Here is a 24,431-nt window from a genome sequence, read left to right as displayed (position 1 = left end):
CTGATTTTGAAGGAGTTTCATGTCGGTGGTATGTCCATTGCACCCCTTCTGGCGTTGAACATACATGCAATCGCAAAAAAGGATTCCCGGCTATGGCTAAACACGCGGAACTGTACCGGATGCACACGCAATATCATATCTGCCCCTACGGGCTTAAATCCCGTGCGTTACTACGACGGGAAAATTTTGAAATTGACGACCACCTGTTGACCACCCGTGAGCAAACAGAAAAGTTTAAGAGCGAGTATGACGTGGAAACCACGCCGCAAACGTTTATCAATGGCGAGCGTGTTGGTGGTTATAGTGAACTGAAAGCCTACTTCGGTAAGACCAAAGAAAAAGAGAGCGATACCTCCTACCGACCGGTGATTGCGATCTTCAGTATGGCCTTTTTGATGGCGGTGGCGTTGTTGGCGAGGCCGGTGATGGAGCCTGGATTGCTGCTGCTGGTGGAGTTGTTTGTCGCTCTTAGCATGTGCGCTTTGGCAATCCAGAAATTGAAGGACCCGGAAGGGTTTAGCTTTCAATTCATCACTTATGATTTATTGGGCATGCGCTACCCGCGTTACGCCTACGCCTATGCATTTCTGGAAGCCTTTGCCGGTATTGGAATGTTGGCGATGCTGCCGGCCTGGTTGGTGTCACCACCGGCTGCATTCATTGGGGTGGTTGGAGCCGTTTCGGTGTTCAAGGCTGTTTATATCGATAAACGTGAATTGAAATGTGCCTGCGTGGGCGGTGATAGCAACGTGCCCTTGGGGGTCATTTCACTGACAGAAAACCTGATGATGGTGGCGATGGCGATATGGGTTTGGTTTCGGTAATAGGCCTCAGTTTGTCGAAAGGGCAAAATAGAGGTTTGTAATGAGAATTATTATCGTTTATATTCTGGGGCTGTTTTGGTTAAAATATAACCCTGTAGGTTCTTTAATATGCCAGCCGTCCCGTCCGACATTACCCGTACCATTGAGGTCATGTACAGCGATCATCATAGCTGGCTGTATCGTTGGCTATAAAAACGGTCTATAGCTATTTTTTATTTCCGCACCGGCATGCTTGATGCTCACGCCGGGAGTACCTTCCGTTATAGTTTTATGCAGTTCCGGCGGAATTCAAAATGATAAAAATCCACCTGTATGGTGAACGAAGAATTGCCGATTTTTTTCGCTTTGACTTGTGCGAAAAGTACGGTATCAAAGAGGTATAAATATCAGATATTCATTCACTATTATTGCTCGACAAAGGCCCGTTCAATTACATAATCAGCCTGCTGCCCGTGGCGTGATTCTTTAAAGCCGGCTTCATCCAGGATTACACACAGGTCCTTCAGCATGCTGGGGCTGCCACACAACATAAAACGGTCATCGTCGGTATTGGGGGGTGGTAGGCCGATATCGTCGTAAAGCTTCCCGCTGTTCATCAGCGTGGTGACGCGTCCGGTGTTTTTGTATTCTTCGCGGGTGACGGTGGGGTAGTAAATTAGCTTCTGTTTTACTTCCTCGCCCAGGAACTCGTCATTCGGTAGTTCCTTTTCAATCAGATCCTGATAAGCCAGTTCAGACACTTCACGAACACCGTGCACCAGGATCACTTTTTCAAATTTTTCGTAGATTTCCGGATCGCGGATAATGCTCAGAAACGGCGCCAGACCAGTACCGGTACCCAGCAAATATAGATGCTTGCCTGGGCGCAGGTTTCCGGCAATCAGGGTGCCGGTGGGTTTGGTGCTCAAAATAATCGGGTCGCCCACCTGGATTTTCTGCAACCGCGATGTGAGCGGGCCATCGGCTACTTTGATGCTGAAAAACTCCAGCTCCGGCTGGTAGTTGGCACTGGCCACGCTGTAGGCACGCATCAGCGGTTTTCCTTCTACCTCCAGGCCAATCATGATGAAATGGCCGTTTTCATAACGCAGGGACTGTTGCCGGGAAGTGCGAAAGCTAAACAGCGTTTCGTTCCAGTGGTGAACGTGGGTCACGGTTTCCTGAATGAATTTCGACACAACAACTCCTCGATGTGAAATGGTTTGTATAAGCGTTAGAGAAATTGTGTGCGATTTTAATGCAAATGATAAGTATTATCAATTGTTTGTTTGGCTGATGCGTCGCTGTACTTAAGTGCCAATTTTCAAATTCGATCCAATCAATACACCAGCAGCTGCGCACCCAGCAATGCGACCCCACCCACTGCCGCTACACTACAGATAGTCCGCCAGCGTGAGCAGTTCAGCAGAATAACCATCAATGCAGCCCATAGCAGAGGAATGGAGAGGGTGGCGAGCAATGCCTTTTCCAGCGATGGCAATCGTACCCAGCCAGTCAGGGCGATACCGGATCCAAGCGCCAGCAGGAAACTGCATCCGAATGTGCATGCGGAACGCAGGCGAGTGAAATAGTCCCTTTTATCCGTATTATTAGTGGCGATGGGTTGCGAATATTGGACAGGCATTTTCCCGGCTTCTGCTCTGATTTTCCGGAATCGGTACTGGCAGAGTAATTGCGTGAACGCTGAGTGCATTGGTTCCTCCGTTAGCTTCTGCTCCTGTGAGACTAATTAGAAGCCTATAGATGGTAAAGTGTCTTTCTTTTAAATGCAAATGATAATTATTTGTAATAACTTGGCCTCGCCTATTGACCTCGTGGTCATTTTTTATAAAAATGATTCTCATTATCATAAATGAGAGCGGCGCAATGAACTCTGCTGTGGCGGTCACCAGATGCCCAACATCACCACTACCCCAAAAGGTAAGGAACGCAATTGAACCGGATAATCCGGGTTTGATCAGGGAGTTCCTATCCTCACATTCATTTGAAATCACGCATTCGAAAAATCTGCACAGAGAGCAGCTGGTTGCTCAGTTTCAACTATTGATGGACACCATTGCCGATGAATGCCTACCGCCTCATTGGCGTTGCCAGTGTCTTGATCACGTTCATATTCCACTACTGGCACTCAGGCGATTGGCGGATTGTCGGCATAGCCGAGCTCAGGTGATTTGCTTTTTTCATGAGTTGCGGGTCACCAGCCATTATTTTCAGTCGAGCCTGCGGGCTTAATTTACCCACATTACTTTTTTTATTAAGGCCTCACCTATGACAAACACACGAATTGAACGCGACAGTATGGGCGATCTGGACGTCGCAGAAGATGCTTTGTATGCGGCGCAAACCCAGCGTGCCATTAATAACTTTCCGGTCAGTGGATTACGGTTGCCGGAAAAGTTCATCCGATCGTTACTATTGATTAAATCGGCCGCGGCAGATGTGAACGTGGAGCTGGAACAAATCCCGGAAAGTATCGGGGTTGCTATTAAGCTTGCAGTCAAAAAGCTATTAGACGATCCCGCACTGATGTCACATTTTCCGGTTGATGTATTTCAGACCGGTTCTGGCACCAGTTCGAACATGAATGCCAATGAAGTGTTGGCGACATTGGCCAGCAATATCAGTGGTGAAAAAGTCGGGGCTAACGACCATATTAATTGCGGCCAAAGCAGTAATGATATTATCCCAACCACTATTCATGTCAGTGCGGCGTTAGCGTTGCAGGAAGATTTGCTGCCGGCATTGCATCACCTGGTTACCATTACACGGAAAAAAGCCGTGAGCGTGGATCATTATATTAAGACCGGTCGTACCCATTTGATGGATGCCATGCCGGTGCGTTTGAGCCAGTCGTTGAACGGCTGGGCGGATCAAATCGAGCAAAATATTCAGCGTCTGGCGGCAATGCAACCGGACCTTCAAAGCCTGGCTCAGGGCGGTACTGCGGTCGGCACCGGTATTAATGCACATCCGGATTTTGCTACTAAATTTAACCGCACTTTATCGTCTTTAACCGATCTGCAATTTACTCCGGCAGAGAATTTCTTTACTCACATCGGTTCGCAAGACATCGCGGTGGCGTTGTCGGGCCAATTAAAAGCGACGGCCGTTTCCATCATAAAAATCGCCAACGATTTGCGCTGGATGAACTCCGGCCCGCTAGCAGGTTTGGGTGAAATAGAACTGGAAGCGTTGCAGCCCGGTTCTTCTATTATGCCCGGCAAGGTCAATCCGGTGATTCCGGAAGCGGCGGCGATGGTGGGCGCACAGGTAATTGGTAACGATGCAGCGATTACTGTAGCAGGGCAGTCCGGAAATTTTGAATTGAATGTGATGTTGCCGTTGGTCGCACACAACCTGCTTTCTTCGATCGAAATTCTGGCCAATGTCAGCGTCCTGTTGGCAGATAAAGCCATTGCCAGTTTCAATGTGAATGAAGCCAAGTTGGCAGATGCATTAACCCGCAACCCGATTCTGGTGACCGCGCTTAATCCGATCATTGGCTATGAAAAAGCGGCTAAAATTGCGAAACAGGCTTATGCGGAAGGGCGGCCGATTATTGATGTTGCCGAAGAAAATACAGATATTGGCCGCGATGAATTAACACGACTGCTTAACCCCGAAAAGCTGACTCTGGGCGGTGTTTAAACCGCTTTAGCGCTTGCGGTCTTTGGGTAGACCCCACCCTAAATAGAGCCATCATAACCGTGTGCTATTTAGGGTTTTTTTTATCTGATCTTATCGTTATCCGTTTTAGAATCGAGCACGGCTATGGCAAACGGCGGGGATGCCGATGACCGGGGCCTACTGCACATAATGGTGCAATGCGTTTGCAACCGCCTTTTCTGGATCATCCAACTCACCGTTGCCGAATTGCTCCGCTAACTGAAACAGCGCCATAAACAGAGGCGTTCCCTCGTGTTGCTTTTTCAGGGCCAAGGGAGTTTTACGTTTGGAGACCTGTTCCCATTGTTGGCGAACAATCTTCCAGAATGGTCCCGTTACTTTCCAGTATTGATCACCCGCGCTCCAGTCAAAATCAGTGAGTAATTGATAGCGGTTATTACCTAGTTCCTTAGCCACGTAATTTGGTGAAGTGCTTTCAGTGCCAGATGATAAACGTTTGAAGTTTTCCTCTTCCTGAACCCAGCCGGTGGGCAGAATTATATGGCGGTTAATACCCTCCATTTCCTGATAATCCTCGCGTACGCTGTGCTCACGACGGGGCAGGGGACGCCAGGTATCACCACTCTCCCAGGCAGAAAAGCTGGCATTGTGCTGCCAGCTACCGAATGAAGCATAACGCGGAGAATCGTCCACCTGATATACGCTCTGCGACCAGGTTCCTTTCACTTCTTTTTTACTCAGCTTATGGTTTTTCCAGGTGTTATTCCCACTGTATTGAAGGATCTCCCGATCCTGATATTGCCAGTCCTGTCGCCAATGTTTCATCACCATGGGGTCCGATAGCTTACCTTCCTCCTGTTGAAAGAACATCACCATAATATGTTGTAGGCTAATAAATTCGCCGCGATCTTCCACCAGATAAATATATTCCGTGCCCCAGCTTTGGTAGGGGCGGGCCAGTTCGTAATCTGCGGGATAACCGATGGTTTCCAGAAACTCGAAGCTGGCGCGGTAACCGCCGGTCATGGCCAGAATTGCACGCCGGTCTTGCTCGAATTTACTTAAACCGGGCTCCTGCAGTGCGAGCCAGCGGGGCGAGGGAGTTGTGGCTAGCGTGACTGGCGCACCCTTGGATGTGCCGCCGCGGGGTTGTGGTAAGCAAGTGTCAGTCAGGTTCCAGCTGAAGATATACTGTTTGTGCGGGCAGTTTTCAGCTATGTTTTTTATCTCGTTTTGTTGTCCGGAATCAGTCTTAGCCAGCGATTGACCGGTAGTGGTTGTCAGGGGAATGAGCAAAACGAGGTACTGGATACTGGAAATTAATTTCATAGAGTGCGAGTGTCTGGTTCCATTCATTGGTTAAGCAAGCAGCCATTTGCGTTTCAGTCTAAAATCTTCTGAACTTGATTCTGCTTGTGTGCCTGGATTGAAATCTTAACATCGACACTCCGCTTCCCTAGGTAAATTTATGTAGACCCGTTGGAGGTGACCAGCTTCACGCTCGCGCCTTGCGCTTTGCTTCCGTCGTGAAACCCGCTTTTACACAGAATCTCCTGTATTCGGATCATGGAGCAGAGCTCTGAGGAGCTAAGCCGGTACAACGCCAACGTATAGAGAACAATTCATTATAATAAAGGAACCGGAATAACAGGTTTGTGAAAATGGTAACTATTCTGAAAGGCGGAGGCAAAATTAATTACTCTGCGAGGGCGGACATAAGCCGGTGGAATATCATCCCGATCTACAGTAATTTAATGCCCTTTGTTGAAAAAATAGGGGTGGTATGAATTCGTTCTCGCAGCAAGACGTTCACTGGATGCAGCGTGCGTTACAACTAGCGCAGCAAGCCGCCGACCAGCAAGAGGTGCCGGTTGGTGCTGTTATTGTTCGTGACGAACAGGTATTGGGGGAAGGGTATAACTGCCCGATTTCCACTTGCGATCCCAGTGCCCACGCCGAAATGGTGGCATTGCGTAAAGCCTGTGAATACGAGCGCAATTACCGGATTCCGGGTGCTACCCTTTATGTCACCGTCGAGCCGTGCTCCATGTGTGCTGGTGCACTGTTGCACGGTCGCGTGGATCGTATCGTATTCGGCACCCCGGAGCCTAAAGCCGGGGCGGTGATCAGTGCACAACAGTTTTTTGATCAACCCTTCGTGAACTACCGGATACAGTATCAGGGCGGCTGTCTTGAGCCGGAGTGTAGTCAGATGATGACGGATTTTTTTGAACAGCGGCGGCGACTGAAAAAGCAGTTAAAACGCCCGCCGACTGATTAGATCAAGGGTCAGCTTTAGATTAGTGAACCAAACCCTGCCACATAGCCACAACATTTTGCGGAGCAGGAGTATAACGGGAATTGTCGCGCTCGGTTGCCCATACCAAAGCATCGTAGTATCGGCGTATATTTTTCACATACACCACCGATTGCGCACCGGAGCGGGCGAATCCGTGCCGCGTTTTTGAATAGTACTCGCGTTTTCGCAGCAGTGGTAAGCGTTCCCGTACGTCAAACCAGTTGTCGGGATTGGCACCTTCGCTTTTGGCCAGGCGTCTGGCGTCCATCAAGTGACCGTATCCCACATTGTAAGCCGCTAATGCAAACCAGGTCCGGTTCGGCTCGACTACTTCTTCGGGTAACCGGCGATATAGCTTTTTAAAATAGCGTGCGCCGCCCTCAATGCTTTCGCGGGCATTGCGTCGATTGGTTACACCCATTTCTTTCGCGGTGCGCCGGGTTAACATCATTATGCCGCGCACCCCGGTGGGGGAGATCGCGTTGGGATTCCAGAGCGACTCCTGATACCCGATCGCGGCGAGTAAACGCCAATCCAATCCTAGTTGTTTCGCGTTGGTCTTAAATTCTTCTTCGTAATTCACCAGGCGTGAATCCAGGTGCGACAGGAAGGTCCGGGCTCCCACGTAATCAAATTCACGGTGGCCGAAAAATCGCACCCGTAAATCTTCCAGTGCGCCACTGTCGTTGGCCTTATTAAAGAACATTTCCGCCATCGTAAATAAAGAATTGTCGGCTTTTTTTGCGAACGCCCATGCCATCGGTTGTGGTCCTTTCAATTCAAAGGCCGAACGCAATTCCGGAAATACATCACGGTAGCTATTAAAGACATTGGAATCCATAACTACGTATTCCGCCTGTCGGTCATTGACCATATTGAGTAAAGACAGCGGCGAGCTATTGGGCTTTTCCTCCCACCTCAGGCCGGGATAGGTGTTCTTCATTTGTTTCAGGTTTTCCGAGTGGCTGCTGTTCGCGATCACCACAATCTTTTTGTTCTGAATGTCGGCTAATTCTTTGGGGCGGGCAGAGTCAGAGTGGTACACCAGCTCTTGCGTGATTTGTTGATACGGGGAAGAAAAGCGTAAGCTGCGGCTGCGTTCGCGGGTTACGGTCAATCCTGCTGCCGCCAGATGGACTTCACCGTTTTGTACGGCGGCAAGGAGCTCTCCCAAATCCGTGTACGTTTTCAAAACCAGAGTGACGCCCATGTAATCGGCAAACGCTTTAACCAGCTCGTATTCGAAGCCGGTATCGCGATCCAATTCACTGAAATAAGTAGTGGGTCCGGTTTGAGTGGCCACAATCAATTCGCCTTGCTCTTTTACCTGCTCGAGCAAGGGGAGTGCGGGCTGGCAGGCTGGTGTCAACAAAAAGCCGGCTGCGGTTACCGCAAATATCGTTGTTCTGATAAGCCATTTAATCGGAGCCATAAAGTAACGTAGCGTTATCAATCCCTTTCGTATTTCAGTTATACCCAGGTGTGTACCCATGCGCGCATAGGAGCTTGAATCTATAGGATCCTGGGGGAAGTTTACAGCAGAAGTTACCTAACTACTGTTGTTAAACTGTATAAAAAGTGAACGAATTATAGCCAAATTGAGGTAAAAAGTCGATTTGTTTATCCGTTAAAGCGAATAAAAAGTGCAATTTATATACGAATAAGGAATTTGAAGGGATCTTTGGATCGTTTCTGTCTTTTGCCCCAGAACTTTGCAGCTTACCGCTACGTTGCCTAACCTTAATTAATGACCCATTTAAAGAAAGCCTGTCCGTTCAGGCTAATGAAAGTACGCGAGGCAGTACGAAATGACAGGTAAAATGAAAGTCCTAAGCGGATTGAGCTTGTGCGCCGCGATGCAGCTGGCCTTTTTGGTTTGGGTGCTGTCAGCAACCGAAGGCGCCGGCGGCACCCTGATGTGGGGTGTTGTGGTGTCACTGCTGGCTGCTGGGCTGGGCTGGGGTATAGCGCAGGGGGCTGCGCAGGGTTCTGAGCGGGAAGTGGCTTTCCTGACGGCGCTTTCTGCGGGCGAAAAACGTCTCGACAGCCGCTTGGAAAGTGCAGAGAGCCGGCCACTGTCTCTAGCGATCAATCGCGTTCTTGACCAGTTTCAGGGCGTGTTTGAGCGGGTGTCCGGTAATCTGGACAGAATTAAGGTGATGAGCCGCGAGTTGGGCAAGCTGTCGTCAGATGATGGAAAAAACATACAGAATGAAACCCGCGAGCTGATGGATATAGTCTCTTCCATGAGCGCAGCAGTGCACGATGTTTCTCAAAATGCCTCCACTGCCGCTCAGGCCGCGAAAGATGCCAGCCAGGAAGCGGATAGCGGCCAAGGCGTAGTCAACAGCGTTACAGGCTCCATTTTATCCCTTGCAGAAGAGGTTGAGCGGGCGGCGGTTGCCATTCAGAAATTAGAAGCTGACAGCGAATCCATCGGCGCTATTCTGGAGGTAATTCGCGGCATTGCAGACCAAACCAACCTGTTAGCGTTAAATGCGGCTATTGAAGCTGCCCGCGCTGGCGAGCAGGGGCGAGGGTTTGCGGTGGTAGCAGATGAAGTGCGGACACTGGCTCAGCGCACACAGGAAGCGACCCAGGAAATTAACGGCATGATCGGGCGTTTGCAGGATGGTTCCAAAAATGCGGTAGAGGTGATGGCCGAGGGACGCCGTCGCGCTGAGCGCAGCGTGCATCAAGCCCAGCAAGCGGGGGAATCTCTGCAGGCGATCACCTCCGGTATCGGTTCCATCAGTGAAATGAACGAGCAAATTGCAGCGGCGGTAGAACAGCAAACCGCAGCGGCCGATGCCATAAATCGCAGCCTAAAATCCATGGAAGCGAACTCAGACGCGGATTCTACGAAATTCAACCAGCTGGCCCATTTACAGAAAGATATAGAGAGCACGGCTCAGGAGCTGGAAGCCATCATCAACCGGTATGTTGTATAGCCACTGAATCAGTTAGCGGGGCCGGCTTGGCCCGGTCCTGTTAACCCGTCGTTTGAAATGTTGGCATAATCGCCAGATAAGCGCCGGTTTTCTTTCTCGCCTCGCTTGTATCCTTTATAATCCCCGCTCCTGAAACTTCCACCTTCAAGCAAAGCTGAGACCCTGATGTTGCAACTTCGTGGTGCCCCTGCTCTATCTGCCTTTCGCCGAAACAACCTGCTTTCTGAGCTGCAGGAAAAAATCCCTGCCATAGAAGGCGTATACGCCGAGTTCATGCATTTTGCGGAATTGGCGGAACCCCTGGATGAGGCTGAAAACCGGGTGTTGCAAAGCATCCTGCGCTACGGCCCTGCAGTCACGTCGGAGCAGGCGGCGGGTCAGCTTCTGCTGGTGGTCCCACGCCCCGGTACCATTTCACCCTGGTCGTCTAAAGCCACGGACATTGCACATAATTGCGGCCTCGCCAAGGTTTCGCGGCTGGAGCGCGGGGTTGCCTATTATCTGCAAGCAGAGCAACCATTGGATGAGCTGCAGCTGCAGCAGGTATCGGCATTATTGCATGATCGAATGGTGGAAGCGGTATTGCCGGAACTGGAACAGGCTGAAGCACTGTTCCGGCATAACGAACCGGCCCCGCTGGCGGAGGTGGATGTGCTTGCACAGGGGCGTCAAGCGTTGGAGCAGGCCAATCAGGTATTGGGATTGGCATTGGCGGAAGATGAAATCGACTACTTGCTGCACTCTTTCAATGAATTAAAACGCAATCCCACCGATGTGGAACTGATGATGTTTGCTCAGGCTAACTCCGAGCATTGCCGCCACAAAATATTCAATGCCGATTGGGTGGTAGACGGAAAACCGCAAACCCATTCGCTCTTTAAAATGATTAAGAATACCTATCAGGCGGGAGGCGAAGGCGTGCTGTCTGCCTATTCCGACAATGCTGCAGTTATGGAAGGCTTTGACGCAGGCCGATTCTATCCTGATCCGGTGAGCAAAGAGTATCAGTTCCATCAGGAGCCGGTGCATATTTTGATGAAGGTAGAAACCCACAATCACCCGACTGCGATTGCGCCCTTTCCCGGGGCGGCCACCGGAGCCGGCGGAGAGATCCGGGATGAAGGTGCAACCGGGCGCGGCTCACGACCCAAAGCCGGTTTGACCGGGTTTACGGTTTCCAACCTCAATATTCCCGGTTTCACCCAGCCCTGGGAACAACCCTACGGTAAACCGGGCCGCATTGTGTCGGCGCTGGATATTATGATCGAAGGCCCGCTGGGTGGCGCCGGGTTCAATAATGAGTTTGGCAGGCCCAACATTAATGGGTATTTTCGAACCTATGAACAGCAGGTAAAAACCGTTAACGGCGATGAAGTCCGTGGTTATCATAAACCGATAATGATCGCCGGTGGATTCGGTAATATTAAAGAAGATCACGTGGATAAAGGGGAAATCTCGGTCGGCGCCAAACTGGTGGTATTGGGGGGGCCGGCAATGCTGATTGGTCTGGGTGGCGGAGCGGCGTCGTCGATGGCCACCGGTGCCAGCGCCGAGGATCTCGATTTCGCCTCCGTGCAAAGGGACAACCCGGAAATCGAACGCCGTTGCCAGGAGGTCATCGATCAGTGCTGGCAACTCGGCGATGACAACCCCATTGACTTTATTCACGATGTGGGAGCTGGTGGTTTAAGCAACGCCATGCCGGAATTGGTAAAAGATGGAGGGCGGGGCGGCCGCTTTGACCTGCGGGCCATACCCAATGATGAGCCTGGCATGTCACCGCTCGCAATTTGGTGCAATGAATCCCAGGAACGCTATGTGATGGCCGTGGCCAATGAAAACCTGGAGCGCTTCGAAGCGATCTGTGAGCGTGAGCGTTGCCCTTACGCCGTCATCGGCGAAGCCACAAATGCGATGCACCTGCAATTGGATGATGCGCATTTTGAAAATAAACCGGTGGATTTACCCATGCCGGTGTTGTTTGGCAAACCGCCCAAAATGCTACGGGAATATCAGACTCAAACGGTTCAACAATCAGCGATCGACACCGGTGCCCTTAATCTGAAAGAGGCGGTATATCGAGTGCTAAGGTTGCCTGCGGTCGCCAGCAAAAAGTTTTTGATTACGATTGGTGACCGGACTGTGACCGGCCTAGTCACGCGGGATCAGATGGTCGGTCCCTGGCAAGTTCCGGTAGCGGATCTGGCAGTCACCACCAGTACACTCGACAGTTTCACCGGCGAAGCCATGGCCATGGGTGAACGTACTCCGGCCGCATTAATCAACGCACCGGCGTCCGGTCGCATGGCAATTGGTGAGGCTATCACGAATATTGCCGCTGCCCGCATAGGCAAACTGGCAGACGTTCGTTTGTCGGCCAATTGGATGTGCGCAGCGGGCTATCCCGGTGAAGATCAGGCGTTGTTCGAAACCGTGCGGGCGGTAGGCATGGAATTGTGCCCCCAGTTGGGTATAACCATTCCGGTGGGTAAGGATTCTATGTCGATGCGCACGGTGTGGCAGGATGAGGATATGAGTAAAAGCGTCACCGCCCCCATGTCATTAATCATAACCGCCTTTGCGCCGGTGAAGGATGTTCGCAAAACCCAGACACCGCAACTGCAGACCGACGTGGGCGATACCCGATTGTTGTTGATTGATTTGGGCAACGGAGAAAATCGTCTGGGTGCTTCTGCGCTGGCGCAGGTGTACCAGCAATTGGGCGACCGGTGTGCCGATCTTGAAAGTTCGGCGCAATTAAAGGGGTTCTTCGAAGTGACTCAGTCGTTGCTGCAAACCGACAATCTGCTGGCTTATCACGACCGTTCTGACGGAGGTTTGCTTACATCACTGTGTGAGATGATGTTCGCCTCTCACTGTGGGGTTGGTGTGGACATTACTGCGTTGGGCGATGCGATTCCCGCGCTGTTTAATGAGGAGCTGGGCGCCGTTATTCAGGTTCGTAGCGATGCTGCGGCCGGCATCATAGAGCAATACAAATCCAGCGGCGTCACCGTGTACGATCTAGGTGCACCGAATCAGAGTCACCATCTGGAAATCGAGCATGGCGGACAGCTGCTATTAAATGAATCCCGGATAACACTGGAGCAAGCCTGGGCGGAAACCAGCTATCGTATCCAATCGTTGCGGGACAACAGTCTGTGCGCCGAGCAGGAATACGAGCAGATCGCTAAACAAGACGATCCGGGTATGACACCGATACTGACTTTTGATCCTCAGGAAAATATCTGCACACCGTTCATCAATGTTGGTGCAAAGCCAAAAATTGCCATTCTGCGAGAGCAAGGCGTCAACGGACAAATTGAAATGGCCGGTGCATTCCATGCGGCCGAGTTTACTCCGGTGGACGTCCATATGAGCGATATTTTATCCGGCCGGGTCAACTTACGGAATTTTAATGCCTTGGTGGCTTGTGGCGGATTTTCCTATGGCGACGTTTTGGGGGCCGGGGAAGGATGGGCAAAATCAATCCTGTTCAATCTTCGGGCGCGCGAACAGTTCGAACAGTTTTTTGCCCGAACGGATGTATTTGCGCTGGGCGTCTGCAATGGCTGCCAGATGATGAGCAATCTGCATGAGCTGATCCCCGGTGCGGATAATTGGCCTCATTTTGTGCGCAACCAGTCCGAGCGTTTTGAAGCGCGTGTCAGCATGGTGGAAGTGATGGAATCCGGGTCCATTCTGCTACAAGGCATGGCGGGTTCCCATTTGCCCATTGCCGTCGCGCACGGAGAGGGCCGCGCGGAATTTGCATCGGAGCAACAGCTTTCAGCGGCACAACAATCCAACAGCGTGGCGCTACGCTATGTGGACAGCAACGGCCAGGCAACCGAAACGTATCCCGCCAACCCCAACGGCACGCCGCAGGGTATTACCGGCCTAACCAATCAAGACGGGCGCATCACGATCATGATGCCACACCCGGAGCGGGTCTATAGAAGCGTTCAGAATTCCTGGCGACCACCAGGTTGGGGTGAAGACGGGGTGTGGTTGCGGCTGTTCCGCAATGGCCGTCAATGGTTGGGGTGATTGGCAGTGTATAAGCTGGTGTTCTTCGTTCCCGCGAGCCACAAAGAGGCAGTAAAAGAGGCTGTGTTCAATGCGGGCGCAGGCCGTATTGGCAATTACGACCAGTGTTGCTGGGAGTGTAAAGGTAGCGGGCAATTCCGTCCCCAGCCAGGCGCTAATCCGTTTATCGGGACGGACAAAAAGCTGGAGTTTGTGGAAGAGTTCCGGGTGGAAATGGTGTGCGAAGATGCCATCGTCAAGGCAGCAGTGACCGCGTTAAAATTAGCGCATCCATACGAAGAACCCGCTTACGACCTATGGAAGCTGGAATGCGTTTAACGTCGATCTAGCCGGTTTTTTGCCGAGCGGCATTGTTGGTCCAGTACACAATTTTTCGGTGCAGGACCTGGGCATCAATCGGCTTGCACAGGTAGTCATTCATACCCGCTTGGATACAGCGGTGCCTGTCGTCCGACATGCCATTGGCGGTAACTGCTATGATTGGCAGGTGGGCATGTCGGTGGTCCATGTTGCGGATTTTTTCTGTTGTTTCAAACCCATCCATAATCGGCATCTGGCAATCCATCAGTACCACATCAATCGCGTATTGCTCCAATTCCAACAAAGCCTGCGCTCCGTTACTGGCGGTGACTATGGTATATCCGTGTCGTGTCAGTAGGCTTTTGATCACCAGTTGATTCACCGGGTTGTCTTCAACGACCAAAACCTGTAAAGGAGCAGCGTGGCGGGAAGGTTGGTGAGCTTGCTCATCGATCCGCGAAGTCAAATCCTGGTTTTGAAAAAGGCAGGGAAAGGTCACTTCAAAGCGGCTGCCCTGGCCCGGGTTTGACCGACATTCAATGGTGCCATCCATTTTGTCGAGCAAGGCTTTTACCACCGAAAGGCCAATTCCCAATCCGCCATAACCACGATTGTTTGTAGCGTCAGCCTGACGGAAACTTTCAAAAATCTGGGATTGCTTCTCAGGTTCAATGCCAATACCGGTGTCGCTGATGCTGAAAATCAATTTTAACGACTGACTTTCGTGGTCGATTGCCGCACAGGTTATTTCAATTAAAATTTCACCGCGGTGAGTAAACTTAATGGCATTGTCGATCAGATTATTGAAGATCTGCCCGACACGATAGCTATCACCGAATAGCGTGTGCGGGGTTACAGAGTCCAGCGACATGCGCAGCCGGATCTCTTTTTTAGCGCAGGTGTCAGCAAACAACAAACGGGCTTTATCTAGCATTTCTCCGATTCTGAACGGTTCCTGCTGCAGCTGAAGGTTGCCGGACTGTAACTCGGTGTAGGTTAATAAACTGTCAATTAGCAACATCATGTGCCGGGCAGAGCGGTCGGCGTGATTGAGATACGTATCCAAGCTGCTTTGATCCGGGCATTGACTCGCGTGCTGTAAGCAGCCTAACACCCCGTTCATAGGGGTGCGTAATTCATGACTTATAGTGGCGAGAAACTCATCTTTGGTCCGATTTGTTTCTCTAAGGGAGTCGTTCATAAGCTGTAATGCATCTTTGGCCTGTTTTTCGGCAAAAGCTTTAGCTTTATTGATCTGGTGGCTGCGCTCAGCCAGTATAAAAGAAAGCACAATGACTTCGACTGCGGAACCGATAATAAAAGAATTCGTAGTCAGGAAATTCACCGGTAACCAGCCCATTGAGGTTGCGGCTAAAGCCATGGCACCACACAGAAAGGTGAACCAGGCAAACAAAAAAAGCTGCGCAGTATGAATGCGTCTCAGGCTTTGTTGGATGCTTATATAAAGCTTAACGGCCGCTACGATGACAGTAAATACAATCAATGTTTGGATAACAACGGCGTAGGGCAATAACAAACTGGTGATTGCTCCGGCAATTTCCAGCACGATGATAATATTGACAATAAAATAGAGTAGAGGCGACTGTTTGCGTAAATCCAAAATGCGCTGACCAAATGCCAATACAAAAATAGAAATCGCGCAAATTGAAAGAGGAATCAAAAATTCATTTACTTGCGGCGTGTTGGGCCATAAATACTCGAAACCGTAGCCGCTCATGGCCAATTGGAATGCCGCGATGGAAAGTATATAGGCTATGTAATAAAGGTAGGACGCGTCCCGCGCTGTAGCGTAGAGGAATAGATTGTAGCAGAGCATCAATAGCAGAATGCCGAAGTACAAACCGTCTAACAGGAGTTTAGGTCGTTGCGCGTCATGGAACTCGGAAGGGGTCCAGATGGTGACCGGCATGCGCAACAAGCTGGTACTTTGTACCCTGATATAAATGTCTTTTATATCGCCGCGATTAAATTCCACTGGAAATAAAAAGCGGGAATAATCGACAGGGCGTGTGTTGAATGGCCGGCTGTCGCCGGTAAGCCATTTACCGGTGACTTCCCCATTTTCGATAACATAGAAATCGACTGAATCCAGCAGTGAATATTCCAGGGATACGTAACGGGTAATGTGGTAAATGTCGGGTTGTTCGGGAAAACTGAAACGGCTGTGTAACCAAAATGCAGATTGACTGAAGCCCTTGTTGAGTACTTCCGCTGCACCGCTCGCGAACATGTCCTGATAAGAACCCTGCAGCAAATCGTCAATAGTAAGGCTGGCGTTTTCGTCCTCCAAATAGTTGAAGTACTGGTTGGCAGAGTGATCTGCCGCAATGCGGTTGATCGGAACTGCCTGAGGTGCAGCCGCACTAATTCGTGTTGTTAGTAATAACAACAACATAAAAACCAAATTAGACTTGGCAAAATAACCCAATTTCAGCACAACTCCGGTAAATGAAGCGCAGCACCTTTTGAGTGTAGCAGGCTGATTTCCGATCGTTGCTTATTTGTACTCCAGTGTCCAGCCGAAAACGGCTTGCTAGCTTTTCTTCACCCGTGGCTGAATATCTTCCAAGCGAACCGGATAATGTCCGGTTTTGCGGTCTTCAAAATACAGTTTCAAGGTGCGATGGATGGTAGGGAAGGCGAGCTCATCCCAGGGGATGTCAGCCTCATCAAACAATTGTGTTTCCAGGCTTTCCTCGCCGACACCAAAATGGCCGTCGATGACATCGCTGCGAAAGAACATGTACACCTGACTGATATGGGGCAGATTGAAAACGGTGTATAAACCGTGAATATTGACGTTTGCTTCGGCCTCTTCGATGGTTTCCCTGGCCGCCGCTTGTGCGGTAGTTTCGCCGTTTTCCATAAAGCCTGCAGGCAGGGTCCAGTAGCCTCTGCGAGGTTCAATGGCGCGTTTGCATAGCAGGATTTTATCTTCGTAAACCGGTAGGGTGCCGGCGATAATTCGGGGATTCAGGTAATGGATGAGGCCGCAGCTATCACAGACGTGACGCTCGCGGCTGTCGCCGGCAGGTATTTTAAGAGAAACTTCGGATCCACATTCACTGCAGTATTTCATAAATTAAGCATTGGCCACTGAGAACAAGGTTGCCAGTATAATGCTTAAAGTTGGTAAGGCCCAGCCAAGGAAAAGCTAGGCGCGGCGAAATGGCAGTACTTTCGCGTGTTCTGCTGGTGAGGATAACGCGCTCGACGTACCTTGCAAATCGAATGGCCTTCCCTTACCGGTTGCATCGTTCAGCGCCAGGCGCAAACGATCAAACGAATCATGCATCATCCCGGATATAGCAATACAGGCGGCCATGGGGCTTTTCGCTTTACGGCGCTCCATATCCAAACGGAATTGTAAACCGCGTAGTTTACGCCGATACTTTTCAGGTGCATCCTGAATCACCTGCTCACATAACTGAATCCGCAGTTGCTCCAACTGCTCTGGGTTGTTTTCAGCCATTTCTTTTAATTGGTCAAAATCCGGTAATGCGTGATTCATGGGTAATTCCTCTATAGGCTAACCAATAACACCGGTGTATCGGTTTCCCGCCCCCAATGATGGAACAGTGTTAAAATTAAATATTGCTTTTCTCGCGTTCTATACTAGCGCCAACAACTTGCTTGTATAGGCTTGACGTGTTGGTTGTTTTCTGTCCTCATCGCGGTTATTAGATATGTCATGCTTATAACCTTAAAAGATAAGGCCATAAAATCAGCGAGTTATCCACAATTGGCTGCCATTGTGTCATTGCGTATCAAATTTGTTGCATTGCTTGAAGGTTGCGGTTTTTCGCTGGCTTAGTGTACTGTCTGTTAGCGTCAACCCTATTTGAATCAATTGGCCCCTTGGCCGCACGCCCTAACTGGTGGTAAGTCCGGTCACGGGTATGGAGTAATTTGTGTCTGACTGGCTGTCTGCAATCCGTCGAAACGTTCCCTTACATGAGCCTGATCAGGCGTCACTGGATGCCTCGGAAGCCGGCGTGTTGATGGCCATTACTGACCATCAGACCGATCCTCGCCTGATACTGACGAAAAGAGCACAGCATCTGAGCAGCCATGCCGGGGAAGTCGCGTTTCCCGGGGGTAAGCGGGATCCGGAAGACGGCACCATTTTGGATACGGCGCTTCGGGAAAGTTTTGAAGAAATCCTGCTGCCGCCGGAAAAGGTCGAGGTCATAGGGCCCATGCCCCTGTCGATTTCAAAAGCGGGACTGAAAGTGACTCCCTTTATAGGTATCATCCCCCACGATCTGGAGTTGGTGCCCAGCGAGTACGAAATCGAAAGTCTGTTTTCAGTACCGATCAGTTATTTCCTGGAAGCGTCGCCACCGGATTTTACGATTCGGGAATATCTTGGGGTGCGGTATAAGGTGCCCTGTTATCACTACGAAAACTATATTATCTGGGGCCTTACCGCCTACTTTATTACTGATTGCTTTAACCGGATCTTTGATACCGGTTTTGAACTCGTGATGGCGGAACCGTTGTCGGAAACGGATGCCAAGTAATGTGAGGAGAGAGTTTATGATTTATCGCTTGGGCGACCGCCGCGTTGAATTGCGTGGTGAAAATTATTATATCGCGGATAATGCAACCGTGATCGGATCGGTGATTCTGGAAAATGACGTCAGCATCTGGTTCAACTGCGTCGTGCGCGGTGATAATGATCCGATCTTGATCGGGGAAGGGAGCAACATCCAGGATGGCTCCGTATTGCACACCGACGCCGGTATTCCGATGAATATCGGCAAACACGTTACCGTTGGCCATAAGGTGATGCTGCATGGTTGCGAGATCGGTGATAACAGCCTCATCGGGATCAACTCCGTCATTCTGAATCGCGCCAAAATTGGTAAAAACTGCATCATCGGGGCTAACTCTCTGATTCCCGAGGGCAAGGTGATTCCGGATAATTCGATGGTCATGGGCTCGCCGGGCAAAGTCGTTAAAGAGCTAACCGATCAGCATGTGATGATGATTAAAATGAGCGCGCTGCACTACGTGGAAAATTACAAGCGTTACCAACAGCAGTTAGAGGTAGATACGCGGGGATGAAGAACAAGGCAAAGAAAGACGTGGTGATGTCGCCCTGTGTCGGTGTTTGTGCGCTGGATGATGACGATGTTTGTATTGGTTGTTTTCGCTCGGGGCAGGAAATAACCCGTTGGGGCTATGTAGATAATGAAGGCAAACGGGATATTTTGCGTAAAGTGGAAGAACGCATGCTCAAGAGTGATTACTAATCGTTTTAACCTACACAGGAATACCAGATGACGACTATCGGAACCCCGCTTTCTGAAACAGCCACCCGTGTGCTGTTATGCGGCTCAGGTGAGTTAGGCAAAGAGGTTGCGATCGAATTGCAACGTTTAGGTTGTGAAGTGATAGCGCTCGACCGCTACCCGAACGCCCCGGCCATGCAGGTGGCACACCGCAGCCATGTTGTATCGATGCTGGATGGCGCGGCGTTGCGGTCCGTGATTGAACAGGAAAAACCGCACTATATTGTCCCGGAGATCGAAGCCATCGCCACTGACACGCTGGTGCAGCTTGAGCAGGAAGGCTATGTGGTTGTGCCTACCGCAAGGGCCGCGCAGCTGACCATGAACCGTGAGGGCATTCGCCGGTTGGCAGCAGAAGAGCTGGGTTTGCCCACGTCGCCTTACCAGTTTGCAGAAACCAAAGAAGAATACCTGTTGGCCATTGAAGCCGTAGGCCTGCCTTGTGTGATCAAACCGATTATGAGTTCATCTGGAAAAGGGCAAAGCACGGTCAAGTCGGAACAGGATATCGAAAAAGCCTGGCAATATGCGCAGGAGGGCGGTCGGAGCGGAGCCGGAAAAATCATCGTGGAGGGGTTTGTCGATTTTGAGTTTGAAATAACACTGCTAACGGTGCGACATGAGTCGGGCACAACTTTTTGTGAACCCATCGGCCATCGGCAGGAACTGGGTGATTATAGAGAATCCTGGCAACCGCAGCCGATGTCGGATACAGCGTTGCAAGCAGCGCGGAAAGCCGCAGCGCAGGTAACGGAAGCCTTGGGTGGCCGTGGCATTTTTGGAGTCGAGTTATTTGTGAAAGGGGATAAGGTAATTTTTAGTGAAGTCTCTCCGCGACCACACGACACCGGATTGGTAACGCTGATCTCGCAAGACCTTTCCGAATTTGCGCTGCACGCTCGTGCCATCCTGGGATTACCGATTCCTTCTATCCGGCAGTTTGGAGCTGCTGCATCGGCCGTGATTCTGGTCAGCGGCGAGTCGAATTCCATGCAGTACGGTAACCTGAACCAGGCACTGAAAGAGCCCGATACCCAATTGCGGTTATTCGGAAAGCCGGAAATAAACGGCAGTCGGCGTCTGGGCGTAACGCTGGCACTGGCAGACGATGTAGAGCAGGCCATCGAAAAAGCCAAGTCTGCAGCAGGCGCTGTGAGCGTGTCAATGTGACCATCTGACTGAGCCATAAAGCGCGCGCTTAAGAAGCCGGTATGGGTAAGATTCTTTTTTTCGCCTTGTTGGATTTCATATTGAAAACCCGGGTGGTTTTGACCAGGTTGTCTTTGATCTGAACGGTCTCAAATCGATAGTTGCCGATGGTAAAACACAGGTTATGCTCGGGAATGGTTTCCAGGTGCTCTGTTATCAGGCCGTTCAAAGTTTTTGGCCCTTTGGTGGGTAAGTGCCATTTCAGCGCTTTGTTAATGTCGCGAATGGTCGCCCGGCCGTCAATAATGTATGAGCCGTCTTCCTGGGGGTGAATGTCCTGGCTGCTGGAAGCGTAATCTGTGGTGAATTCGCCCACGATTTCTTCCAGAATATCTTCCAGAGTAACGATACCCTGGACATCGCCGTATTCGTCCACCACAAACCCCATGCGCCGTCTCACCTTTTGGAAGTTCACCAGTTGCATGTGCAACGGAGTGCCTTCCGGCACAAAATACGGCTCAACCGCTTGTTGCATGATTTTGGCTTTATTGACGTCGTCGTCCATTAACAGGCGACTGATCTTGCGCAGGTGTAAGACACCCACCGGAGCGTTCAAGTCTGACTTATAAACCGGCAGCCGGGTGTGTTGTGTGGATTGCAGGGATTTAACGATATCGTCCGTACTTTCTTCCAGATCGATGCCGATAACTTCGTGTTTAGGAATCATGATGTCGTCCACCGTGACCTCTTCCAGATCCAGAATGCTCAGCATCATGCCTTTATGGCGGGTAGGCAGAATGGCGCCGGATTCCGTTACGATGGTTCGCAGTTCTTCGCGGCTGAGAAGATCGGTACCGACAGACCCGGTGTTGATCCCCACCACACGTAAAAGGCCGTTACTGATGGCGTTCACCAGCCAGACAAAAGGATAAAGCAGAACCAGGAGCGGTTTCAGGATCAGGCTGGCAGGGAATGCAATGCGTTCCGGTTTCAATGCCGCCAGGGTTTTCGGTGTGACTTCTGCGAACACCAAAATCACCAGCGTGAGTAAGCCGGTGGCAATGGCGATGCCACCATCACCCCAGAGCCGGATTGCGATAATAGTGGCAATGGACGAGGCCAGGATATTGACGAAGTTATTGCCGATCAGGATTACACCGATGAGGCGGTCCGGGCGGTTCAGCAGTTCATCCACCCGCATAGCACCACGATTTTTGCTTTTTACCATATGCCGCAAGCGGTATCGGTTCAGCGACATCATGCCGGTTTCTGAACTGGAGAAAAAGGCCGACATCAGTATCAATACGGCCAGTACAATAAATAAAATGTAGACGGGTATTTCGTTCAAGGGGCCTATAGCCTATTCAGCTTGTTAAACTTTGTGCAATATGACTTCCAATACCACTTTAGAGCCGAAATAGCCCAGTGTCAGCAGTACAAAGCCGGTCAGAGTCCATTTTACCGCCACCATTCCGCGCCAGCCCCACAGGCTGCGTCCGAACAAAAGTAGCCACAATACAATCCAGGCACTCAGTGCAAATACGGTTTTATGTAATAAGTGTTGCGCGAAGAAGTCATCCACGAATATAAATCCGGTGGCTATCGCGGTGGTCAGCAGCACCATACCAAACGAAATCAGGTCAAAAAGCATGCTTTCCATCGTTTGCAGTGGTGGTAACAGATGCAACACGTCATGCAGGTGCCGGTGTTTGAGCTGATAATTCTGAATCCAAAGTAGAACAGCCTGGCACAGCGCAAGCGCAATCATGCAATAGGCCGCGATGGATAACAGCACGTGGGCAATCACACCGCTGCTCAGATGGGTAATCGGGATGACTTCATTATTAAATACCAGGGAAACCAGTAAACCTAAAGCCGCCACCGGGTAGGCCGGGGCCAGCAGGGAATCGATGTGTCGGTACAGCGCGACCAGAGTGCCGCTGGCAGCCAGAACAAAACCGAAAAGTGCGGTCATGGCGGTGACGCCAAGCTGGACACCTTGCCCTGGAAACAGGGTGTAATAGAGGTAGCAGCCATGCATTCCAAGACCTATTAAGGCGATCCCAAGCAGCAACCGGGCGTGAACCGGTATATTGGTTTTAAGGCTCTTAATGATCAAAAATGTGGAAATAGCGTAGCAAATGCAGGCAAAAATGCCTGCCGGGATCGCCAAAGTCACGGCGCTGTGGTGCTCCTTAATCGGGTTTGGATCTGGGTTAAGTTTCTCACAAGGCTGTCAATAATGAAACTGGCTGCGTTATACTTGCCGGTCTCAGTTTCTTATTCCACAAAAGACTTCATTATGTTTGATACCCTGACGGAACGACTTAGTACCAGTCTGCGTAGCGTCACCGGCAAAGCGCGTTTGACTGAAGATAATATTAAAGACACCCTGCGCGAAGTGCGTATGGCATTACTTGAGGCCGATGTGGCGCTCCCGGTCGTGAAAGATTTTATCGAAAAGGTAAAAGTCAGGGCTGTCGGTCAGGAAGTGATGAAAAGCCTCAGCCCGGGGCAGGTCTTTATCAAAATTGTGAACCAGGAATTGGTGCACATGATGGGGGACGCCAACGACGCCCTTAAATTGAATGTGCAGCCGCCTGCGGTGATATTGATGGCCGGTTTGCAGGGGGCGGGTAAAACCACCACTGTGGGAAAGTTGGCGAAATTCCTGAAAGAGCGTGAAAAAAAGAATGTGATGGTGGTCAGTGCGGACATCTATCGTCCGGCGGCGATCAAGCAGCTGGAGACGCTTTCTGGTGAAGTCGGCGCTCGATTTTTCCCGAGCAGCAGTGATCAAAACCCGATAGATATAGCGAAAGCCGCAATCGCAGAGGCAAAAAAGGTGTTTGCGGATGTGGTGATAGTGGATACCGCTGGCCGCTTGGCCATAGACGAAGCCATGATGCAGGAAATCAAAGCCCTGCACAGTGCGATCGGCCCGGTGGAAACGCTATTTGTGGTGGATGCCATGACCGGACAGGATGCGGCCAATACCGCCAAAGCCTTCCATGATGCACTGCCACTGACCGGCGTAGTGCTGACCAAGGCCGATGGTGATGCTCGTGGTGGTGCTGCTTTATCCGTTCGCCATATTACCGGTAAGCCGATCAAGTTTATTGGTATGGGCGAAAAGAGCGATGCTCTGGAACCGTTCCACCCTGACCGGATCGCGTCCCGTATCCTGGGAATGGGTGACGTGCTCAGTCTGGTAGAAGACGCCGAGCGCAAACTGGACAAGGACAAAGCCGACAAACTCGCCAAGAAACTGAAAAAAGGCAAGGGCTTCGATCTGGAAGATTTGCTTGAACAATTCCAGCAAATGAAGAAGCTGGGCGGTATGGCCGGGATGCTCGATAAGCTGCCGGGAATGGGCGGTATGGCGCAAATGGCTCAGCAAGGTGGAGTGGCGGATAAAGAGCTGAAGAAAATGGAAGCGATCATCTACTCCATGACCACCAAAGAACGTCGCAGCCCTGATGTTATCAATGGCTCACGTAAGAAACGCATCGCGGCCGGTTCCGGTACTCAGATTCCTGATATAAACCGCGTACTTAAACAACATAAGCAAATGCAGAAGATGATGAAAAAGATGTCGTCCAAAAGCGGCATGAAGAATATGATGCGCGGAATGAAGGGCATGATGGGTGGAGGTGGATTCCCCGGCGGTGGTATGCCTCCGATGTAGTCAGGGCGGAGGGCGCAAAAAACTTCCTTTTAGAGGCAATTTCCCGTACAATCCTGCGCCTCTCGAGTCCATCACCTTATCCGGTGCGGTCTCAAGCTTAAAAAGTCGGTTGTCCGGAGCGCCTTCGGCGACCACAAAAGCTAAAGAATTCAGTGGGTTGCTGGGCACTTTTGTGGTGTCTCAGTGGCCCGCTTTTACGTTAAAAATCGCTGAACAGATTGATTG

Annotated in this window: 20 protein-coding genes; 11 read left to right on the top strand and 9 right to left on the bottom strand. The window is 50.7% G+C overall.

Annotated features, from left to right (window positions below; translation table 11 throughout):
* Window positions 1-92: 92 nt before the first annotated feature.
* Window positions 93-824, top strand: a complete 732-nt coding sequence (locus FT643_RS18830; protein ID WP_156872967.1) for a glutaredoxin family protein — start codon at window positions 93-95, stop codon at window positions 822-824.
* 404 nt (window positions 825-1,228) lie between these two features.
* Here the strand turns inward: FT643_RS18830 and FT643_RS18825 are convergent, their stop codons facing one another.
* Both FT643_RS18825 and FT643_RS18820 read right to left on the bottom strand, forming a co-directional pair.
* Window positions 1,229-2,002: a ferredoxin--NADP reductase gene (locus FT643_RS18825; protein ID WP_317622071.1), complete on the bottom strand. Its 774-nt coding sequence runs from the start codon at window positions 2,000-2,002 to the stop codon at window positions 1,229-1,231.
* A 140-nt stretch (window positions 2,003-2,142) separates the two neighbouring features.
* Window positions 2,143-2,517 (bottom strand): hypothetical protein, encoded by a 375-nt coding sequence (locus tag FT643_RS18820; RefSeq protein ID WP_156872966.1) that lies wholly within the window; start codon window positions 2,515-2,517, stop codon window positions 2,143-2,145.
* A 575-nt stretch (window positions 2,518-3,092) separates the two neighbouring features.
* On the opposite strand from FT643_RS18820, the gene FT643_RS18815 reads away from it, so the two are divergent.
* Window positions 3,093-4,472 carry a class II fumarate hydratase gene (locus FT643_RS18815; protein WP_156872965.1) on the top strand — a complete coding sequence of 460 codons (1,380 nt, stop codon included), beginning with the start codon at window positions 3,093-3,095 and terminating at the stop codon, window positions 4,470-4,472.
* Between the two features lie 156 nt (window positions 4,473-4,628).
* Here FT643_RS18815 and FT643_RS18810 read toward each other — a convergent pair whose 3' ends face one another.
* A complete protein-coding gene (locus tag FT643_RS18810) occupies window positions 4,629-5,780 on the bottom strand; it encodes a DUF6607 family protein (RefSeq protein WP_156872964.1) in 1,152 nt (383 codons plus the stop codon).
* Window positions 5,781-6,234: 454 nt separating this feature from the next.
* Here FT643_RS18810 and tadA point away from each other — a divergent pair, with 454 nt between their 5' ends.
* Window positions 6,235-6,732 (top strand): tRNA adenosine(34) deaminase TadA, encoded by a 498-nt coding sequence (tadA, locus tag FT643_RS18805; protein WP_156872963.1) that lies wholly within the window; start codon window positions 6,235-6,237, stop codon window positions 6,730-6,732.
* Window positions 6,733-6,751: 19 nt separating this feature from the next.
* Here the strand turns inward: tadA and mltF are convergent, their stop codons facing one another.
* Window positions 6,752-8,182: a membrane-bound lytic murein transglycosylase MltF gene (gene mltF, locus FT643_RS18800; protein WP_198043690.1), complete on the bottom strand. Its 1,431-nt coding sequence runs from the start codon at window positions 8,180-8,182 to the stop codon at window positions 6,752-6,754.
* Between the two features lie 376 nt (window positions 8,183-8,558).
* On the opposite strand from mltF, the gene FT643_RS18795 reads away from it, so the two are divergent.
* The 3 genes from FT643_RS18795 to FT643_RS18785 all read left to right on the top strand — a co-directional run bounded on the left by FT643_RS18795 (window position 8,559) and on the right by FT643_RS18785 (window position 14,069).
* The gene (locus FT643_RS18795; RefSeq protein WP_156872961.1) at window positions 8,559-9,701 is read left to right on the top strand and encodes a methyl-accepting chemotaxis protein; all 1,143 of its coding nucleotides are present in this window, start codon (window positions 8,559-8,561) and stop codon (window positions 9,699-9,701) included.
* 165 nt (window positions 9,702-9,866) lie between these two features.
* Window positions 9,867-13,751 carry a phosphoribosylformylglycinamidine synthase gene (gene purL, locus FT643_RS18790; protein ID WP_156872960.1) on the top strand — a complete coding sequence of 1,295 codons (3,885 nt, stop codon included), beginning with the start codon at window positions 9,867-9,869 and terminating at the stop codon, window positions 13,749-13,751.
* 6 nt (window positions 13,752-13,757) lie between these two features.
* A complete protein-coding gene (locus tag FT643_RS18785; protein ID WP_317622075.1) occupies window positions 13,758-14,069 on the top strand; it encodes a YqfO family protein in 312 nt (103 codons plus the stop codon).
* Between the two features lie 7 nt (window positions 14,070-14,076).
* On the opposite strand, the gene FT643_RS18780 is transcribed toward FT643_RS18785, so the two are convergent.
* From FT643_RS18780 to FT643_RS18770, 3 genes are all read right to left on the bottom strand, one after another.
* Window positions 14,077-16,509, bottom strand: a complete 2,433-nt coding sequence (locus FT643_RS18780) for a hybrid sensor histidine kinase/response regulator (RefSeq protein ID WP_198043688.1) — start codon at window positions 16,507-16,509, stop codon at window positions 14,077-14,079.
* 96 nt (window positions 16,510-16,605) lie between these two features.
* Complete coding sequence (locus tag FT643_RS18775; RefSeq protein ID WP_156872957.1) at window positions 16,606-17,151, bottom strand: NUDIX hydrolase; 546 nt, start codon at window positions 17,149-17,151, stop codon at window positions 16,606-16,608.
* A 75-nt stretch (window positions 17,152-17,226) separates the two neighbouring features.
* Window positions 17,227-17,583, bottom strand: coding sequence for a DUF3135 domain-containing protein (locus FT643_RS18770; protein ID WP_156872956.1), 357 nt, complete (start codon window positions 17,581-17,583; stop codon window positions 17,227-17,229).
* A 400-nt stretch (window positions 17,584-17,983) separates the two neighbouring features.
* Between FT643_RS18770 and FT643_RS18765 the strand changes: the two genes are divergently transcribed.
* Genes FT643_RS18765 through purT form a run of 4 tightly spaced genes read left to right on the top strand, consistent with a single transcriptional unit; the run spans window position 17,984 to window position 20,539 of the window.
* Entirely contained in the window at window positions 17,984-18,595 is a 612-nt protein-coding gene (locus tag FT643_RS18765; RefSeq protein ID WP_156872955.1) for a CoA pyrophosphatase, read from the top strand.
* A gap of 16 nt (window positions 18,596-18,611) precedes the next feature.
* A complete protein-coding gene (locus FT643_RS18760) occupies window positions 18,612-19,142 on the top strand; it encodes a gamma carbonic anhydrase family protein (RefSeq protein ID WP_156872954.1) in 531 nt (176 codons plus the stop codon).
* Window positions 19,139-19,330: a DUF1289 domain-containing protein gene (locus FT643_RS18755; protein ID WP_156872953.1), complete on the top strand. Its 192-nt coding sequence runs from the start codon at window positions 19,139-19,141 to the stop codon at window positions 19,328-19,330. Before FT643_RS18760 ends, FT643_RS18755 begins: the two co-directional genes overlap by 4 nt.
* Window positions 19,331-19,357: 27 nt before the next feature.
* A complete protein-coding gene (gene purT / locus FT643_RS18750; RefSeq protein ID WP_156872952.1) occupies window positions 19,358-20,539 on the top strand; it encodes a formate-dependent phosphoribosylglycinamide formyltransferase in 1,182 nt (393 codons plus the stop codon).
* A 28-nt stretch (window positions 20,540-20,567) separates the two neighbouring features.
* Here purT and FT643_RS18745 read toward each other — a convergent pair whose 3' ends face one another.
* Window positions 20,568-21,866, bottom strand: a complete 1,299-nt coding sequence (locus tag FT643_RS18745; protein WP_156872951.1) for an HlyC/CorC family transporter — start codon at window positions 21,864-21,866, stop codon at window positions 20,568-20,570.
* Window positions 21,867-21,890: 24 nt separating this feature from the next.
* On the bottom strand, window positions 21,891-22,697 hold the full coding sequence (locus FT643_RS18740) for a cytochrome C assembly family protein (RefSeq protein ID WP_156872950.1): 807 nt from the start codon (window positions 22,695-22,697) through the stop codon (window positions 21,891-21,893).
* A gap of 123 nt (window positions 22,698-22,820) precedes the next feature.
* On the opposite strand from FT643_RS18740, the gene ffh reads away from it, so the two are divergent.
* On the top strand, window positions 22,821-24,206 hold the full coding sequence (gene ffh / locus FT643_RS18735) for a signal recognition particle protein (RefSeq protein ID WP_156873002.1): 1,386 nt from the start codon (window positions 22,821-22,823) through the stop codon (window positions 24,204-24,206).
* The last annotated feature ends 225 nt before the right edge of the window (window positions 24,207-24,431 follow it).

The sequence above is a fragment of the Ketobacter sp. MCCC 1A13808 genome, from assembly GCF_009746715.1.
Lineage (GTDB): Bacteria > Pseudomonadota > Gammaproteobacteria > Pseudomonadales > Ketobacteraceae > Ketobacter.
This window is presented reverse-complemented; position numbering and strand designations above follow the sequence as displayed.

Bases quoted from the DNA above. Each gene is read 5' to 3' on its own strand.
- FT643_RS18815 (WP_156872965.1), top strand. From the start codon at position 3,093: ATGACAAACACACGAATTGAACGCGACAGTATGGGCGATCTGGACGTC.
- tadA (WP_156872963.1), top strand. From the start codon at position 6,235: ATGAATTCGTTCTCGCAGCAAGACGTTCACTGGATGCAGCGTGCGTTA.
- FT643_RS18760 (WP_156872954.1), top strand. From the start codon at position 18,612: ATGATTTATCGCTTGGGCGACCGCCGCGTTGAATTGCGTGGTGAAAAT.
- ffh (WP_156873002.1), top strand. From the start codon at position 22,821: ATGTTTGATACCCTGACGGAACGACTTAGTACCAGTCTGCGTAGCGTC.
- FT643_RS18820 (WP_156872966.1), bottom strand. From the start codon at position 2,517: ATGCACTCAGCGTTCACGCAATTACTCTGCCAGTACCGATTCCGGAAA.
- FT643_RS18770 (WP_156872956.1), bottom strand. From the start codon at position 17,583: ATGAATCACGCATTACCGGATTTTGACCAATTAAAAGAAATGGCTGAA.
- purL (WP_156872960.1), top strand. From the start codon at position 9,867: ATGTTGCAACTTCGTGGTGCCCCTGCTCTATCTGCCTTTCGCCGAAAC.
- FT643_RS18830 (WP_156872967.1), top strand. From the start codon at position 93: ATGGCTAAACACGCGGAACTGTACCGGATGCACACGCAATATCATATC.
- purT (WP_156872952.1), top strand. From the start codon at position 19,358: ATGACGACTATCGGAACCCCGCTTTCTGAAACAGCCACCCGTGTGCTG.
- FT643_RS18755 (WP_156872953.1), top strand. From the start codon at position 19,139: ATGAAGAACAAGGCAAAGAAAGACGTGGTGATGTCGCCCTGTGTCGGT.
- FT643_RS18775 (WP_156872957.1), bottom strand. From the start codon at position 17,151: ATGAAATACTGCAGTGAATGTGGATCCGAAGTTTCTCTTAAAATACCT.
- mltF (WP_198043690.1), bottom strand. From the start codon at position 8,182: ATGGCTCCGATTAAATGGCTTATCAGAACAACGATATTTGCGGTAACC.
- FT643_RS18795 (WP_156872961.1), top strand. From the start codon at position 8,559: ATGACAGGTAAAATGAAAGTCCTAAGCGGATTGAGCTTGTGCGCCGCG.
- FT643_RS18810 (WP_156872964.1), bottom strand. From the start codon at position 5,780: ATGAAATTAATTTCCAGTATCCAGTACCTCGTTTTGCTCATTCCCCTG.